Origin of the sequence: Roseateles sp. DB2 (assembly GCF_051857535.1) — a bacterium.
Classification (GTDB): domain Bacteria; phylum Pseudomonadota; class Gammaproteobacteria; order Burkholderiales; family Burkholderiaceae_C; genus Roseateles_B.
The window spans coordinates 50,594-66,405 of the sequence record NZ_JBPZGY010000008.1; the positions used below are offsets into that span (position 1 = coordinate 50,594).

The window sequence follows — 15,812 nt, forward strand, 5'->3', positions numbered from 1 at the left end:
GACCCCACTCGCCCGAAGCTCGACGGAAGGCGGAAACGGAGCTCGACATCGCTCAGGCTGCGGCTGCCGGGCAGCCGCAGCGGGCATCGAAGCGCCCCCGGTCCGTTCGATCACCGGACCGTCAGGCCCCACCGTCACCCCGGGTGAGCCGGCGTGCTCTGGGCAACACTGCCGGCAGCTTAGGGATTGAACGACAGGACACGCCTGAAGAAGGTCAGGTCTTCGTCACAGGGGATGTCAGAGCCGCGGCATGGTGCTGCAGATGCTCCCCGATGAAGCTGGCCACGAAGTAGTAGCCATGGTCATAACCCGCATGACGACGCAGGGTCAGGTCTTGCCCGGCGGCTCGGCAGGCGGCTTCCAGGCGCTCGGGCTGCAGTTGCTCGGACAGGAACTTGTCGGCCAGGCCCTGGTCCACCAGCAAGGGCGGCAGGCGACCGCCCGCGGCGATCAAGGCACAGGCGTCGTGGGCCGCCCAGGCCGACTCATCAGTGCCCAGGTAGCCCGCGAAGGCCTTGCGACCCCAGGGGACCTGGCTGGGCGCCACGATGGGCGCCAAGGCCGAGACCGAACGGTACAGCCCCGGGTGCCGCAGGGCTAGCGTGAGCGCACCATGCCCGCCCATGGAATGGCCCATGAGGCCGATGGCATCGGCCCGCACCGGCAGTTGCTTGCACATGAGCGCGTGCAGCTCCTGGGTGATGTAGCGTTCCATGCGGAAATGGGCCGACCAGGGCGCCTGTGTGGCGTCGAGGTAGAAGCCGGCGCCATGGCCGAAGTCCCAGGCGGCGTCCGCACCTTCGATGGCCGTCCCACGCGGACTGGTGTCAGGCGAGACAAGGACCAGGCCCAGCCGCGCCGCCTCGCGCTGGGCGCCGGCCTTGATCGCGAAAGTCTCCTCGGTGCAGGTCAGTCCGGCAAGGTAGAGCACCGCAGGGCAGGGTCCGGCCGAGGCCTGCGGTGGCAGGTAGACCCCGAATCGCATGGGCGAGCCGGTGGACTCGGACGCATGCTCGTAAAAGCGCTGCACGCCGCCGAGGCAGGCGTGCTCGGACAGCAGACGCAGGGAATCACTCATGCCTGCCTCAGTACATCACCACGGAGCGGATGGACTCGCCGCGCTTCATCAGCTCGAAGCCTTCGTTGATGTCCTCCAGCTTCAGGCGGTGGGTGATGAGCTCGTCGATGCGCAGCTTGCCCTCCATGTACCAGTCGACGATCTTCGGCACATCGGTGCGGCCGCGGGCGCCGCCGAAGGCTGAGCCTTCCCACTTGCGCCCCGTCACCAGTTGGAAGGGCCGGGTGCTGATCTCGGCGCCGGCCTCGGCCACGCCGATGATGATGCTGCGGCCCCAGCCCTTGTGCGTGCACTCCAGGGCCTGGCGCATCAGCTGGGTGTTGCCCACGCACTCGAAGCTGTAGTCGGCCCCACCGTCAGTCAGCTGCACGATGGCATCGACCACGTTCTCAACCTGCTTGGGATTGATGAAGTGGGTCATGCCGAACTGGCGGGCCATGGCCTCACGGCCGGGGTTGATGTCGATGCCGATGATCTTGTCCGCGCCGACCATCTTGGCCGCCTGGATCACGTTCAGGCCGATGCCGCCCAGGCCGAAGACCGCCACGGTGGCGCCAGCCTCCATCTTGGCCGTGAAGATCACCGCACCCACGCCGGTGGTCACGCCGCAGCCGATGTAGCAGATCTTGTCGAAGGGCGCGTCGGGCCGCACCTTGGCCACGGCGATCTCGGGCACCACGATGTAGTTGCTGAAGGTGCTGGTGCCCATGTAGTGGAAGACGGGCTTGCCATCGAGCGAGAAGCGCGAGCTGGCGTCCGGCATCAGCCCCTTGCCCTGGGTGCCGCGGATCAGCTGGCAGAGGTTGGTCTTGCGCGAGAGGCAGAACTTGCACTGCCGGCATTCGGGCGTGTAGAGCGGGATGACGTGGTCGTCCTTGCGCACCGTGGTGACGCCCGGACCGACGTCCACCACCACGCCCGCGCCCTCGTGGCCCAGCACTGCGGGGAAGAGGCCTTCGGGGTCGGCGCCTGACAGCGTGTAGTAGTCCGTGTGGCAGATGCCCGTGGCCTTGACTTCAATCAAGACTTCGCCGACCCTTGGTCCGGCAAGATCCAGGGTTTCAATGCTGAGGGGCTGGCCGGCTTTCCAGGCCACGGCGGCGCGTGTCTTCATGGGCACTCCTGCTGAGGATTCCAGGGAAGGTCCGACTGTAGGGGATGCTGACGAACCAAGGAATCTGAGGGCATGTGGCTCTTCCACGCTTGGCGAAGCCTGCGCCTGCGCATGGCGCTGACCTTCGGCCTGCTGGCCGTGATCGTCGCGCTGAGCATGCAGTCCTACATCGGCATCGTTTTCGCGCGCCATGTGATGCAAGAGCGCACCAGCAGCCTGCAGAACAGCGCGCGCACGGTCGCAGCCCAGCTGTCCGAGCAGCTCCGCCAGCGCCAGCGCGAGCTGGACTTCATCGCCACCCTGCCCACCACCCTGGCGGCACGCAGCGACACCCGGCCGCTGCGCACCCTGCTCAGCCAGCTCAAGGGCAGCTTCCGCGATTACGCCTGGATAGGATTCGCTGATCCCCAGGGGCGGGTGCTGGTCTCCAGCGACGGCGTGCTGGAGGGGGTGGACGTCTCGCAGCGTCCCTGGTTCCAGGAAGCCCGCAGCAGCCCCTACATCGGCGACCTGCATGACGCTGTGCTGCTGGCCCGTCAGCTGAGCACCCTGGATCCCAGCGAACCTCCGCGCATGCTGGACTTCTCGGTGCCCCTGCTGGATGCACGCGGCCGCAGGCTGGGCGTGATGGGCTCGCATGTGCACTGGCGCTGGTTCGAGCATCTGCTCCAGGACATGGGCGCGAGCGGCGTGCTGCCACAGGGCATGGAGGTGATGATTGCCCGGCGCGACGGCCAGCTGATCTACCCGGAAGGCGAATTCGACGAATCGGCACACGAGCTGCTGCAGAAGCTGGAGCGCGAGCCCGTGGTGGACGAGTTCATCGGCGACCAGCGCTATTTCGTGGTCGGCACGCCCATGCCCATGGCCGAGCATGGCCAGGACCTGGGCTGGACCGTGCTGGTGCGCCAGCCCACGGCCCAGCTGCTGGCCACCTCGCAGCAACTGGCGCAAGGCCTGTGGCTGCTGTGGGGCGTCGGCGCCCTGGCGACCATGCTGCTGGCTTACCTGATCGCCGTGGGCCTGAGCCGCCCCATCGAGCAGCTGGCCACCTTGCTGCGCAGCCGCCAGCCCGTCGCCCCACCAGACCGCGAGGACCCTGGCTCCACCCGCGAGATGGACGAGCTGCTGGAGGCCCTTCACTGGCGCGACAAGCGCCTGGCCCACCAGCGCGAGGAGCTGGAGCGCAATGCACATGAGCTTGAGGCGCGGGTCGAGCAGCGCACCGCCGAGTTGCTGCAGGCCAATGCGGAGCTGGCGCGGGTGGCCCAGACCGATGCGCTGACAGGGCTTCACAATCGCGGCCACCTCAATGCCCGGCTCCACGAGGAATACACCCGCTACCGGCGGCATCGCCAACCCTACTGCGTGCTGCTGATGGACATCGACCACTTCAAGCTGATCAACGACTCCCACGGCCATGCCGCCGGTGACGCGGTACTGATGGAGTTCGCCGCGCTGATCAAGACCTCGCTGCGGGCCAGCGACTTCATCGGCCGCTTCGGCGGCGAGGAGTTCCTGGCGCTGCTGCCCGGCACCACCCTGGAAGGTGCCGCAGCCCTGGCGGCCAAGCTCTGCCAGAAGACGCGCGAGCACGCCTTCAAGGGCGCGGGCTATGTGACCGTGAGCATAGGCGTGGCAGACATCGATGAGGGCGACCCGCTGTACGAGGACGTCGTGCGCCGGGCCGACACCGCCCTGTACGAGGCCAAGAGCGCGGGGCGCAATCGGTTCATGGTGGCCCCGCGCCTGTCGCAGCAGGATGACGCACAGCCAGCCCAGCGGACGGCCAGCGCGTGAAGGCGCTGGGGGTCACACCCCCAACGCTTCAGTCAGGAGCGTCAAGGCGGATCTGCCGCACGCGCTCCGTGATGCCATCGCGTCCCAGGTCCAACGACAGCTTGAAGGCCGGCCCCTTGTAGATGACGGTACTGGGGCCGCCGACGGGAATGCCGAACGCAAGCTCACCCACCGTGCGGGACGGCTCGCCGAGGCGATTCCGCACCGAGGACAGGGTATCGCCCACGGCGACCCCCCGAACCGTGGCGGTGGCCGGCGCCTTCAGCCGCAGGTGCATCAGTTGCCCCTGGGCGTTGAACTTCATGAGGGCACCGGCTGCATCGAGCGCCAAGGACGATCCCTCCCGCTCCGCTGACAGCAGCGCGCCCGGGCCCAGGGCCGCCTGCACCGCCGCCAGCGTCTCGCCAAGCTGGGCAGGCAGGCCTTCGACACGCGCCGGCTCCTGGACCCTCGGCGTCATGGAGACTCCCAGGGCCTTCAGCTGCGTCAGCACAGACTGGGCGAACAACCCGTCCTCGCGCCCGGAACCGACGACGGACTGAGCACGCCACAGGCTGTGCTTGCTGGAGAGCTGGATCAGCCGCAGCTCCACCGTGGTGGAAAAGTGCGTGGAACTGCTCGTCTTGGAGGCCTCCATCGGCACGATCACCAGCACATGCGTACGGCCCGGGGTGCCAGGCCGGCCCTCCAGGCTGACCCGCCCTGGCAGGCCGGCCCAGTACAGGACATCGTGCAGCTCGCCACGCAGATTGCGCATGGTGAGCGCGACCTCATTCTCAAGCTCCACCTGCCGGACTGATGTGACATTGGTCGAGCCCCACCAGTCCAGCTTGGGCTTCAGCGACGGCCGAGCCACCAGCACCACGTCCACGGCGCCAAAGGGCTGTGCCTCGAGTTCACGGTCTTTGGCGGGGAGTTCCAGGGTCCGCAGTTCACCGCGGTGCGCGCAAGCCGAGATCAGCGGCAGCGCCGCAGCAGCCAGGCTGGCGAAGCCCAGCCGGCGTCGAGAAATCTTCATGGGTCCCTCAGGTGTCTTTGTGATGTTGCGGGCCGGACAGCACAGAGGCTGAGGATCCCGCTGCCGGGCCGGGCCCGAGGCCGACTGGTTCCGGTGGGGCAGCACCGGCACGGCACGGCAGGTAGGCAGTTTAAAGGTCAGGGGCAGCGCGCTGCCTGCAGCCGCCGGTACAGCGTCTGCCGCGCAATCCCCAGCTGCCGGGCCGCGGCGGAGACATTGCCCCGCGTGTTCTCCAGCGCCTGGGCGATGGCCTGCTGGGACAGCTCGCGCAGGTTCTGGGCCGGGCGGCCACCAGGCAGAGCCTGGCGCTGCTGGAGCTGAGACAGAAGATCATCCGGCAGATGGGCCCAGCTGATGCAGCCGTCCTGGGGCAACAGCAGCGCCACCGCGGTGCGCAACGCCTGGTGCAGCTGACGCAGATTGCCCGGCCAGTCATAGGCATGGAAGGCCTCGCGCAGGCCCGGGTCCAGCCCCAGGCCCTGGTCGGGTGCGAGCGACTCCAGCAGGCGGTCCACGAGCGTGTCGAGGTCGCTGCGCTCGCGCAGGGGCGGCAGCTGCAAGGCCAGGCCGTTGATGCGGTAGTAGAGGTCGGCCCGGAAGCGCCCCTCGCTCACGGCCTGAGCCAGGGACTGGTGGGTGGCGCAGAGCAGCTGCACGTCGAGCGCCACCGGCGCGCCGCTGCCCAGCGGCAGGACCTCGCGTTCCTGCAGCACGCGCAGCAGGCGGGTCTGCAGGGCCAGGGGCATGTCACCGATCTCGTCCAGGAACAGCGTGCCGCCCTGGGCCTCGCGCAGGCGCCCAGGCGAGCCCTGGCTGCGCGCGCCGGTGAAGGCGCCGTGCGCGTACCCAAAGAGCTCGGCCTCGATCAGGGACTCCGGCAGCGCCGCACAATTCAGCGCGACAAAGGGCCGGCCCCGCCGCGGGCTGATCTCGTGCAGGGCCTTGGCGAAGAGTTCCTTGCCCACCCCGGACTCGCCCAGGATCAGCAGCGGAATGTCCTTGCCCAGCACGCGGCGGGCCTTGTCGGCCGCAGCACGCCAGCAGGGGTCGCCGCTGTCCAGGCGCTGCAGGGCATCTGCTCGCGGGGCCTCGGGCGCTGCCGGTGCGGCGCCCGGCTTGGGCGCCAGGTTCAGCACCGCCGGGCTGCGGCCCTGCAGCTGCGCGTAGAAGGCTTCTCCCCGCTGCGTGCGCAGCAACAGGGGCCGCGTGCCCGACTGGCGCAGGTTGCCCAGCCAAGCCTGCAGGCCACGCTCGAAGAGCTGGGACCAGGCCACGCGCTGCAGGTCCGTCGCACCCAGGCCCAGCAGCGCCAGGCCCTTGCGGTTGGCACCCACCAGCCAGCCGTCCTCCGAGAAGGCCAGCAGGCCCTGGGCCACCGAACCGATGCCTTCGGCCCGTGCGTGGAACTGCAGCAGCAACTGGTGGCGGCAACTGGCCATCACCAGGCTGTTCTCTATCATGCGGGCCGCCGTACCCACCAGGCCCAGCGTGTGCGGATGGCGGCTGCGCTGCTCGCCGGAGATGTCCAGGATGCCCATCAGCTGCCCCTGGGCCGAGAAGATGGGCGCCGCTGCGCAGGTCAGGAAGCCGTTGCGTTCCAGGTAGTGCTCGGCGCCGTGGATCTCCACCTCCTGCGCTTCCGCCAGCGCCGTGCCGATGGCATTGGTGCCGCGCTGCGACTCCGCCCAGCTCGCGCCGCAGGTCAGGGCCACGCGCTCGGCCTTGCTGAGGAAGTCCAGGTCGCCGCGGGTGTGCATCAGCACGCCCTGTGGATCGGCCAGGATGACCATGCTGTGGCTGTGCCGCACCTGCTCGAAGAGGTGCTCCATGACCGGCTCGGAGTGGCTGATCAGCTCGTGGCTCAGCACGCGGCTGCGCTGCAATTCCGGGCCCGCGAGATTGTCCTGGCACTGCAGGCGGCCAATGGGCGAGAGCCCGGCCGTGAGGCTGCGCTGCCAGGAGCGCGCCAGCAAGGCATCGACGCCGGGGGCCTGGGCCAGGCCCTGCTCGGTCAGCCGCTGCCGGGCCAGGCGCAGCTGCTGCGCCGGCACGAGGAGGTGGGAACGCATGCTTGTCTCCGTGCGCGGGTGGACCCGCGGTCTGTGGCGCCAAGTCTAGGAGGCCTGGCGTCGCGCTGCGGCGCGGTGCGGTGCCCGCCTGCGCAACTGTCGCAATTAGTGACAGCTGTCGCTGACACAGGCCGGACAAGGGTGACAGCCGGCAGGGTCTTCGCGGGCCCTGGGTAGACCCTGAGGGGCTCGAAAACATGCGTCAGATCAACGGCTTGCAACAGCGATCCGGCAGGCACCGGGGCTGGCATCGCCCTTGCAACGCGGGTGTCGGCGCCGGCCCGGCCGCGCACCACCACTTCAACAAGCTGATCCAGCAGGAGACACCCCATGATCTACGCAGCACCCGGCACCCCTGGCGCCAAGGTCCAGTACAAGGCCCGTTACCAGAACTTCATCGGCGGCCAGTGGCGCGAACCCGTCAAGGGCCAGTACTTCGACGTGCTCACGCCCATCACGGGCCAGGTCTACACCCAGGCCGCGCGCTCCACCGCCGAGGACATCGAGCTGGCCCTGGACGCCGCACATGCCGCGGCCGATGCCTGGGGCAGGACCGCCCCGGCCGAGCGCGCCAACATCCTGCTGAAGATCGCCGACCGCATCGACGCCAATCTGGAGCTGCTGGCCTACGCCGAGACCGTGGACAACGGCAAGCCCATCCGCGAGACGCTCAACGCCGACATTCCCCTGGCCTCCGACCATTTCCGCTATTTCGCCGGCTGCGTGCGGGCCCAGGAAGGCGCGCTGTCCGACCTGGACGAGCACACCGTGGCCTACCACTTCCACGAGCCCCTGGGCGTGGTCGGCCAGATCATTCCCTGGAACTTCCCCATCCTGATGGCCGCCTGGAAGCTGGCCCCCGCGCTGGGCGCCGGCAACTGCGTGGTGCTCAAGCCGGCCGAATCGACGCCCACCAGCATCCTGGTGCTCGTGGAGCTGATCGCGGACCTGCTGCCCCCGGGCGTGCTCAACGTCGTCAACGGCTTCGGCCGCGAGGCCGGCATGCCCCTGGCCACGAGCAAGCGCATCGCCAAGATCGCCTTCACCGGCTCCACCTCCACCGGCCGCGTGATCGCCCAGGCTGCGGCCAACAACCTGATCCCCGCCACGCTGGAGCTCGGCGGCAAGTCGCCCAACATCTTCTTCGCCGACGTGGCCGATGCCGACGACGCCTTCTTCGACAAGGCCATCGAGGGCCTGGTGCTCTTCGCCTTCAACCAGGGCGAGGTCTGCACCTGCCCCTCGCGGGCGCTGATCCATGAGTCCATCTACGACAAGTTCATGGGCCGCTGCCTGGAACGCATCGCCGCCATCCGCCAGGGCAACCCGCTGGACACCGACACCATGATCGGCGCCCAGGCCTCCAAGGAGCAGATGAGCAAGATCGCCTCCTACCTGGACCTGGGTCGCCAGGAGGGCGCGGAGCTGCTGATCGGCGGCGCGCCCGCGCAGATGGCGGGCGAGCTGGCCGGCGGCTACTACATCCAGCCCACGGTCTTCAAGGGCCACAACAAGATGCGCATCTTTCAGGAGGAGATCTTCGGCCCTGTGCTGGCCGTGACCACCTTCAAGACCGAGGCCGAGGCGCTGGCCCTGGCCAACGACACGCTCTACGGCCTGGGCGCCGGCGTGTGGAGCCGCAACGGCAACGTCGCCTACCGCATGGGCCGGGCCATCAAGGCCGGGCGTGTGTGGACCAACTGCTACCACGCCTACCCGGCGCACGCGGCTTTCGGCGGCTACAAGGAATCGGGCATCGGCCGCGAGACCCACAAGGACATGCTGGACCACTACCAGCAGACCAAAAACCTGCTCGTGAGCTACAGCGAGAACAAGCTGGGCTTCTTCTGAGCCCGAGGCCCCGCTCGCTCACCGCATGGGCCAGGGAGCGGAGCGATCCGCTCCCTTTGTCCTTGCTGAAGACCAGGAGCCCGCCATGGCTGACACCCTCGTCCCTCGCGTCGTGGCCACGGACGCCGCGCTCGCACTCATCCGCCGCCTGCAGGCCGAGCATGGCCCGGCGCTGATGTTCCACCAGAGCGGTGGCTGCTGCGACAACAGCGCCGCCAACTGCTACCTGCCCACAGACCTCACCATCGGCGCCCAGGACGTGCACCTGGGCGAGGTCGGCGGCGTGCCCTTCTACATCGGCAAGCTGCAATACGAGTACTGGAAGCACACGCAGCTGATCCTGGACGTCATCGACGGCCACGGCGGCACCTTCTCGCTGGAAGGCTCGACCGGCCTGGCCTTCCACACCCGCTCGCGGCTGTTCAGCGACGGGGAATGGGCGCTGATCGCGGAGCAGGTGGAGCGGGACCTGGCCTGAGCCCGCCGAGCCCGCGCTGTCCGCTCAGGCAGCCGGGGCGCGGTAGACCAGCACCTTGAGCGCACGCTCCGCATCCGCGTCCGCGAAGGCCGGCGGATTGGGCAGGCGCTCGACGAACTGCAGCGTGGGCGCGAGTTCGCGCATCTGGTCCGTCAGGAAGGCCGTGCCCAGCTTGGGCGTATTGAGGCACAGCAGGGCCTCGCCGCCCGGCGTCAGCAGCTCGGGCAGGCGGCGCATGAGCCGCGCGTAGTCCTTGGTGGCCACGAAGCTGCCCTTCTGGAAGCTGGGCGGGTCCAGGATGACCAGGCCGTAGGGGCCGCTGCGCTTGAGCTTGGCCCAGGAGTTGAAGATGTCATGGGCCAGGTAGCTGGCCTGGCCTGCGGGCGCCTTGCCCAGGCCGTTGAGTTCATGGTTGCGCCGGCCAATGGACAGCGCGCCCGAGGCCATGTCCACGTTGATGACCTCCGCGGCACCGCCCTGCAGCGCCGCCACCGAGAAGGCGCAGGTATAGGCGAAGAGGTTCAGCACCCGCAGGCCCGGCTGCGCGGCCGCCCGCTCGCGCACCCAGCGCCGGCCCTCGGCCATGTCCAGGAAGAGGCCATGGTTCTGGCCCTTGAGCACATGCACGGCGTAGCGAGCGCCTGCCTCGGTGACGATGTGTGGCTCCGGCACGCTGCCGGCCATCAGGCGTGTCTCGACGGCATTGTCCTGGCGGCACTGGAAGACCCAGTTCAGCGCCTGCCCCGGCGCGATGAGGGCCCAGCGCGCCGCCAGCGCCTGGCCCACGCGCGCGAGGTCCTCCTCGGGCACCGCCTGGAAGCTGGTCAGCACCCAGACCGGCTCGAACCAGTCCAGCACCCAGTGCTCGCAGCCCGGATGCAGGCCGCCGCGGCCGTGGAAGAGGCGCCGGGTGTCGGTGGGCAGGGACATCGCGGCGAGGGTGTCGAGCAGGGCTTGCATACGGGGTCTGTTGAGGGGCAGGAACAAGGGCAGAGCTCAGCATTGTCTGCCCAGCCTGCTCCCTCAGCGCGGGGCAAGCAACGACTCACCCACCCGAACCACATGCACCTGCGCCTTGGGCCCCAGGCGCGCCTACAGCGGGCACTTCAGCCCGGCCCACTGGTTGGCGCAGGGCGACCTCCGTGCTGACGCTGCCCTCGACCGCCAGCAATTGCGCATGGACCGGCCGGACCGCCCCAGGAGAAGCACAGGGAGCGCTTGAGCAATCGCTCGCATCGAGATTGCTGCCGCCTTGTGATGATGCCGCCCCTATTGCATGCAGTGCTTTGAGCTGATCCGCATACAAGCCTCATGCCCGTCGGGCAGCGGCCGCAACCGCAACAAGGCATTTGCGCAACGCATCCGGCTCTTGCCCGTCAATACGGCCGCAAGACCTGACCCCACAGCCGCGCCCGCAGGCGCTGTGCCTCCGCCAGCGGCAGGCAGGGGATGTCCAGGGCGCGGCCGACCTTGCCACTGCCCTGGCTGTCGGCCCGCAGATGGCACAGGCCCAGGCTGCGGTCCAGGGCAGAGCTGTAGAGGCTCAGCTGCTGCAGGCGCGGGCCGGCCACCACCACCCAGCGGCGGGTCAGCACACCATGCCGGTACAGCAGCAGCTCGCCGCACTCGGCGTAGGCAGCGAAGTGCACCCAGGCTCGGCAGTAGGCGGCCAGGCCCGCGCCCAAGCCCAGGGCGAGGGCCAGCAGCGCGGGCAGCGGCACCACGATCTTGAGCGCGAGGTCGGCAGCCAGCAGGACCAGCAGCACGATGAGGAGGACGCGGCCCTGCCCCCACAGCTGGCGCCAGAAGGCCTGGGCCGGCAAGGCCTGCCAGCGCAGCTGCTCCCATTGCAGGGCCGGCAGGCATAGCGTCAGCAGGGCCTGCGCCTGGGCCGGGGTGGCGATGGGGGCCAGCTCATCGAAACGGCCACCAGGGTCGAGGCCATGCTCGTGGTCCTGCGAATCGTGGCCGGCCACGCTGACCGCCAGGCGGCAGCGTCCGAAGCGGCGGTGCAGCCAGGTCTCCACCAGCTCCCAGCGCTGCAGGCGTGGCAGCCGCGCGGTAGCCGTCACCTGGGTGCTGAGGCCGCGGTGCACCTGCAGCTTCTCGCCGTCCTGCTCCAGGCGGAAGCCCTGGTAGCGGAAGAAGGCCAGCACCACGGACAACACACGCACGAACACCAGGAAGGCCAGCACCAGCAGGGCGATCTCCGCCGCCAGCCATAACCAGTGGCCGGATTCGAACAGGCGGACGAAAGCCTGGCGCACCCAGGCGGTGGGCCCGGACAACCAGCCAAAGAAGCGGCGATGCAGCTCGGGCTTCTGAGCCAGGGCCGCGAAGGCGGTGCCCACGATCACCATGCCTCGGTTGGAGATCAGACCCAGGCGTAGGATGTCCAGGCTGCCCAGGCGATGCAGCAAGCGCGTCGAAGGCTGTGGTACGGACGCACTGGCAGCGGCGTCCGTCGCCGCCGCCGCCGCCGCAGCAGCAGCAGCAGCAGCAGCAGCAGCGCCAGGCACGGCCTGCGGCGTGCCTCGCAGGGCCTGCTCCAGTCGCAGGGCAGCCCTCAGGCTCAGCACTTTCATCACCGCCTCGGGCTTGCCGCCGGACGCGGACTCCAGATGCAACTCCGTCACACCCAGCAGGCGATGCGGCAGCTGGCGCAGGCGGCTGGTGTTGTGGATGCGGGCCAGCGGCACATGGCGCACGCGTCGCCCCAGCACGCCCTCGTGGATGACCAGCTCCGTGCCCTGCAAGGCATAGCGGTAGCGGCTGGCCTGCAGCACGGCCCAGATGGCGGTCACGCCCAAGGGGATGGCGGCCCAGACTTCCCAACCCGATCCCCGGCCGAAGACCAGGGCCACCAGCACAGGCAAGGCCACATGCCGCAGCAGATGGGCGGCCACAAACAAGGCGGAGAGCGGGTGCAGGCGCTGCCAGGCGCCGGTCTGCAGATCGTCCCGGGCGTCACTCATGGTGGCCTTGCACCCGCGGCATCAGCGAGGCCCGCAGCGCCTGGGCCTCGGCCAGCGGCAGGCCCTGCACCGCCGTCTTGTGATCGTGCTGGCCCGCCGTGTGCAGCTCCAGGCGCGCCATGCCCCACAGCCGCTCCAGCGGTGACTGCTGCAGGTCCAGGTGCTGCAAGCGGGCGATGGGCACCCAGCTCTCGGTCTGCCACCACACGCCGCGGCGCAGCACCAGGCCCTCGCCAGGATGCAGGGCTGCGCTGTAGGCCTGGTAGCGCCAGGCACCATAGACCGCCCCCAGACCCAGGCTGAGCAACAGGACCAGCGGCGCGGCCCCGGCCAGCCAGTGCCAGGGCCAGCGTTCGTCGATCAGGGACAGCAGCCCCACGGCTCCTCCCGCCAGCACCACGGCACACACAAGGGCCGCCCGCAGCTGCCACAGCGTGCACAAAGTGCGCATCTTCCCCAGCACCTGGCCGGCGCTGCCCTCCATCTCACTATTCATGCATGCTCCTCGGGGCGGCACAGCGCCCCAGCCGCGGACTCAGGGCTTGGTAACGCCCAGCAGCTGGACCTCGAAATACAGCGTGGCGCCAGGCGGGATGAAGCCACCGCCGGCACCCTTGTCGCCATAGGCGATGGATGCCGGACAGGTCAGGCGCGCCTTGCCACCGACCTTCATGCGCTGCACGCCTTCGGTCCAGCACTTGATCACCTTGCCCAACGGGAACTCAGCCGGCTGGCCGCGGCGCACCGAGCTGTCGAACTCCCGGCCGTCGGCAAAGGTGCCGACGTAGTGCACCCGCACCTTGTCCGCCGCGGTGGCTTGCTCACCGCTGCCTGCCACCAGCTCTTCATAGACCAGGCCCGTGGACGTGGTGACAGGTTCGGCGGCACCGGCTGCCGTGCAGCACAGGGCCAGGGCCAGCAGAAAGGGGGTATTGCGGGAGAAGAGACTCATGGGATCGCTGCTTTCTGCGAGGTCGAAATGCGGCGCATCATGCTGCAAGCGGGCTGGACCGCCAAGCCGTATCGTTACGGAGTTCGCCCACCGCCGCAGACACGCAGGCGCAACGCCCCCTTCCACGGGCCACGCCGCCAGCAAGCTCAGGGCGCGAGGCGCTCGCGCAGACCCATCCAGGACTTGCGCAGCAGGTGCGGAAACAGCAGCCGCGGCGGCATGCGCAACAAGTGAGCCCGCCAGTACAGACGCCGGCTTGCGCGCTGGCGCTGAGCGGAGCTGGCGGTCTCATCCAGGCCCAGGGCGGTGCACATCCAGCGCGCCGACGGCCAACGCTGCCAGCCCGGCTGCACGGCATCCAGGCCGGCGGCCAGAGACTGCAGCAGGCCGTGCTCAGGCAGCAGCCTGCACAGGGGCGCCAACGACTGGCTCATCACCGGCAACAGACGCAGCTGCACCGCCCGGTCCAGCAGAGCCGTGGCGCCCCCCTCGGCGGGCAGCAGGCTCAGGAGGTCATGGAGATCCAGCAGATCGCGCCAGGCGTGGTCCAGCTCGCCGTCCAGGCACAGGTGCAGGGCCGAGTGCAGAACCAGGTCCGTGGGCTGAAGCAGGCGAAAGCCGCTGGCACCAAGCGGCTGCGACTGCGCGATCAGCTCGACGCCTGGCGTGTGGAAACGTGAGCTGCGAGGCGCCAGCGCATGGTGCACGTCCAGCACCGAGCCCCGTTGCACGTGGCGCAGCGGCGGGATCTCATGCATCCACTGCCGGTAGTAGCGCTGGTTATAGGCCTGGCGCTCCTCACTGATCCAGCCTTGAGCCATCAGGGCGGACTCCACGGCGCCGAGCTGGGGCTCGGGCACCAGCAGGTCGATGTCCGAGAAGATGCGCCCGCGGGCCGGTGGCAGCTCGGCCAGCAGGTAGGCCGCCCCCTTGAGCAGCAGCACGGGCTGGCCAAGCGGCTGCAGGGCTTCGCGCACGGCCAGTAGCTCGTGGCGCACCTCGTGGCGATGGCGCTCCAGCACGCGCAGGCTGGCCTCCAGGGCAATGCGCACCGGCCCCGGCAGCAGCGGCATCAGGCCCTGGTCCTGCATGCGGCAGGCCAGGCGACCCAGCAGGCGGCCCTGGCGGGCCTGGCCCAGCAGGCGCTCCCAATCCCGCCCCTGGTATGCGGTCGGCAGCACGCCTTGCAGCAACAGATGCAGCAGGTCCCTCATGCGGCGGTTTCCGTCGACGGCAAGCCGTCCATCAGGGCAGCCAGGCGGGGGATGACGTCATGCAGATCGGCGTAGCGCAACTCGTAGCAGTCGCAACCCTCCAGCATGGCGCCCAGCGCCTCAAAGCCCTGCAGGCCCAGCAGCAGGTAGTTGAAGGAGTTCTTGCCCAGCTCGATCATGGCGGGCGCCTTGGGCAGGGGCTGGAGGTGCGTGGGCTCGCCGACGGCATAGCGCGGAAAGACGACCACGCGAGGCACGGCCGGCTCCGCCATGCGCTGGACCTGGTCCTGCGGCACTTTCATATGGACCACATCGCCCTTGCTGGTGCCCCGTGTAACGGCCCCGAACTCCGCCTGCGGCGCATAGCGGCGGATCACGTCCAGCGAGTTGTTCTTGAGGCTCACCGGGCGCACGGCCGGGTGCACGCGCCCGTCGGCGAGGCTCAGCAGACAGAGCTCATCAGACAGCAGCCGCCAGCCGCTATGGGTCAGGGCCGCACACAAGGTGCTCTTGCCGGAACCGGGAGGGGCCGGCATCAGCAGCGCATGCCCACCGCGCTCCAGCACGGCTGCGTGCAGCATCAGGTACTGGTGGGCACGGGTGCTCACGCACCAGTTCATGGCCCACTCCATCTGAGCAAAGGCATGCGACTGCGGCAATGGCTCGAAGGGTCGTTCGCCGTCCGAGCTGAAGCGCACCTGGCGATGCCACCAGCGGTGCAGGCCGCGGCCGTGGTCCAGGCGTAGAGAAAAATCGGCCTGCACGTCCGGCGGCAGGCAGGGGTAGCCGCCGTAGAGCTGGCGCAGGCCCTGCTCGATCAGGGGCAGCGGGCTCTGCAGCCGGTAGCTGAACACGCCAGCCTGCAGGACCAGATCCCCCCGGGCCAGGCTGGCGTGCAGTTCAAGGGGCGTCAGCTGCGCAAGATTCATGCAGGTGAGTGTCTCAGCAGGCCCTGCTCGGCCAGGAATCCCAGGCCCTGAGCCAGGCCGGGCCAGACCTCGTCCGGCAGGGGACGCTCCAACAGCCGCGGCAGGCGCTGCTGCAGCTCGGCCAGGCTTGCGGGAGCTTGTTCCAGCTCGGTCAGCGCCGCGGTCAGGAGGGCGTCGAGCTGCAGGGTCTGGCCGCTGCCATTGTCAAACAGCACCCAGTCATCCCCCCAGCAGCGCCAGTGGAACTCGGCCAGGGGGTGCAAGGACCAGCGCCCGCTGGCAAGGGCGGGCGCTTGGGACTGTGCAGGGGTGGCGGGATCAGCCACGCGGGGGA

Annotated in this window: 14 protein-coding genes; 3 read left to right on the top strand and 11 right to left on the bottom strand. The window is 69.3% G+C overall.

Annotation, left to right across the window (positions count from 1 at the left end):
* Window positions 1-214: 214 nt before the first annotated feature.
* Window positions 215-1,078 carry an S-formylglutathione hydrolase gene (gene fghA / locus ACS5PK_RS13685; RefSeq protein ID WP_439440808.1) on the bottom strand — a complete coding sequence of 288 codons (864 nt, stop codon included), beginning with the start codon at window positions 1,076-1,078 and terminating at the stop codon, window positions 215-217.
* Between the two features lie 7 nt (window positions 1,079-1,085).
* Complete coding sequence (locus tag ACS5PK_RS13690; protein ID WP_439440809.1) at window positions 1,086-2,192, bottom strand: S-(hydroxymethyl)glutathione dehydrogenase/class III alcohol dehydrogenase; 1,107 nt, start codon at window positions 2,190-2,192, stop codon at window positions 1,086-1,088.
* A gap of 72 nt (window positions 2,193-2,264) precedes the next feature.
* On the opposite strand from ACS5PK_RS13690, the gene ACS5PK_RS13695 reads away from it, so the two are divergent.
* Window positions 2,265-3,992: a diguanylate cyclase gene (locus tag ACS5PK_RS13695; RefSeq protein ID WP_439440810.1), complete on the top strand. Its 1,728-nt coding sequence runs from the start codon at window positions 2,265-2,267 to the stop codon at window positions 3,990-3,992.
* A gap of 28 nt (window positions 3,993-4,020) precedes the next feature.
* On the opposite strand, the gene ACS5PK_RS13700 is transcribed toward ACS5PK_RS13695, so the two are convergent.
* Window positions 4,021-5,010, bottom strand: a complete 990-nt coding sequence (locus ACS5PK_RS13700; protein WP_439440811.1) for a hypothetical protein — start codon at window positions 5,008-5,010, stop codon at window positions 4,021-4,023.
* A gap of 137 nt (window positions 5,011-5,147) precedes the next feature.
* Entirely contained in the window at window positions 5,148-7,079 is a 1,932-nt protein-coding gene (locus ACS5PK_RS13705; RefSeq protein ID WP_439440812.1) for a sigma-54-dependent Fis family transcriptional regulator, read from the bottom strand.
* 330 nt (window positions 7,080-7,409) lie between these two features.
* Here ACS5PK_RS13705 and adh point away from each other — a divergent pair, with 330 nt between their 5' ends.
* Window positions 7,410-8,930, top strand: coding sequence for an aldehyde dehydrogenase (gene adh, locus ACS5PK_RS13710; RefSeq protein WP_439440813.1), 1,521 nt, complete (start codon window positions 7,410-7,412; stop codon window positions 8,928-8,930).
* A gap of 85 nt (window positions 8,931-9,015) precedes the next feature.
* Entirely contained in the window at window positions 9,016-9,408 is a 393-nt protein-coding gene (locus tag ACS5PK_RS13715) for a DUF779 domain-containing protein (protein ID WP_439440814.1), read from the top strand.
* Between the two features lie 24 nt (window positions 9,409-9,432).
* Here ACS5PK_RS13715 and ACS5PK_RS13720 read toward each other — a convergent pair whose 3' ends face one another.
* From ACS5PK_RS13720 to ACS5PK_RS13750, 7 genes are all read right to left on the bottom strand, one after another.
* Window positions 9,433-10,368 carry a class I SAM-dependent methyltransferase gene (locus tag ACS5PK_RS13720; RefSeq protein WP_439440815.1) on the bottom strand — a complete coding sequence of 312 codons (936 nt, stop codon included), beginning with the start codon at window positions 10,366-10,368 and terminating at the stop codon, window positions 9,433-9,435.
* Between the two features lie 416 nt (window positions 10,369-10,784).
* Window positions 10,785-12,383 (bottom strand): PH domain-containing protein, encoded by a 1,599-nt coding sequence (locus ACS5PK_RS13725; RefSeq protein WP_439440816.1) that lies wholly within the window; start codon window positions 12,381-12,383, stop codon window positions 10,785-10,787.
* On the bottom strand, window positions 12,376-12,879 hold the full coding sequence (locus ACS5PK_RS13730; protein ID WP_439440817.1) for a PH domain-containing protein: 504 nt from the start codon (window positions 12,877-12,879) through the stop codon (window positions 12,376-12,378). The genes ACS5PK_RS13725 and ACS5PK_RS13730 overlap by 8 nt, the downstream gene beginning before the upstream one ends.
* A 39-nt stretch (window positions 12,880-12,918) precedes the next feature.
* Window positions 12,919-13,335: an FKBP-type peptidyl-prolyl cis-trans isomerase gene (locus ACS5PK_RS13735; protein WP_439440818.1), complete on the bottom strand. Its 417-nt coding sequence runs from the start codon at window positions 13,333-13,335 to the stop codon at window positions 12,919-12,921.
* 146 nt (window positions 13,336-13,481) lie between these two features.
* Window positions 13,482-14,549, bottom strand: coding sequence for a nucleotidyltransferase domain-containing protein (locus ACS5PK_RS13740; protein ID WP_439440819.1), 1,068 nt, complete (start codon window positions 14,547-14,549; stop codon window positions 13,482-13,484).
* The gene (locus ACS5PK_RS13745; protein WP_439440820.1) at window positions 14,546-15,478 is read right to left on the bottom strand and encodes an HprK-related kinase A; all 933 of its coding nucleotides are present in this window, start codon (window positions 15,476-15,478) and stop codon (window positions 14,546-14,548) included. The genes ACS5PK_RS13740 and ACS5PK_RS13745 overlap by 4 nt, the downstream gene beginning before the upstream one ends.
* A complete protein-coding gene (locus ACS5PK_RS13750) occupies window positions 15,475-15,804 on the bottom strand; it encodes an HPr-rel-A system PqqD family peptide chaperone (protein ID WP_439440821.1) in 330 nt (109 codons plus the stop codon). Before ACS5PK_RS13750 ends, ACS5PK_RS13745 begins: the two co-directional genes overlap by 4 nt.
* Window positions 15,805-15,812: the final 8 nt, after the last annotated feature.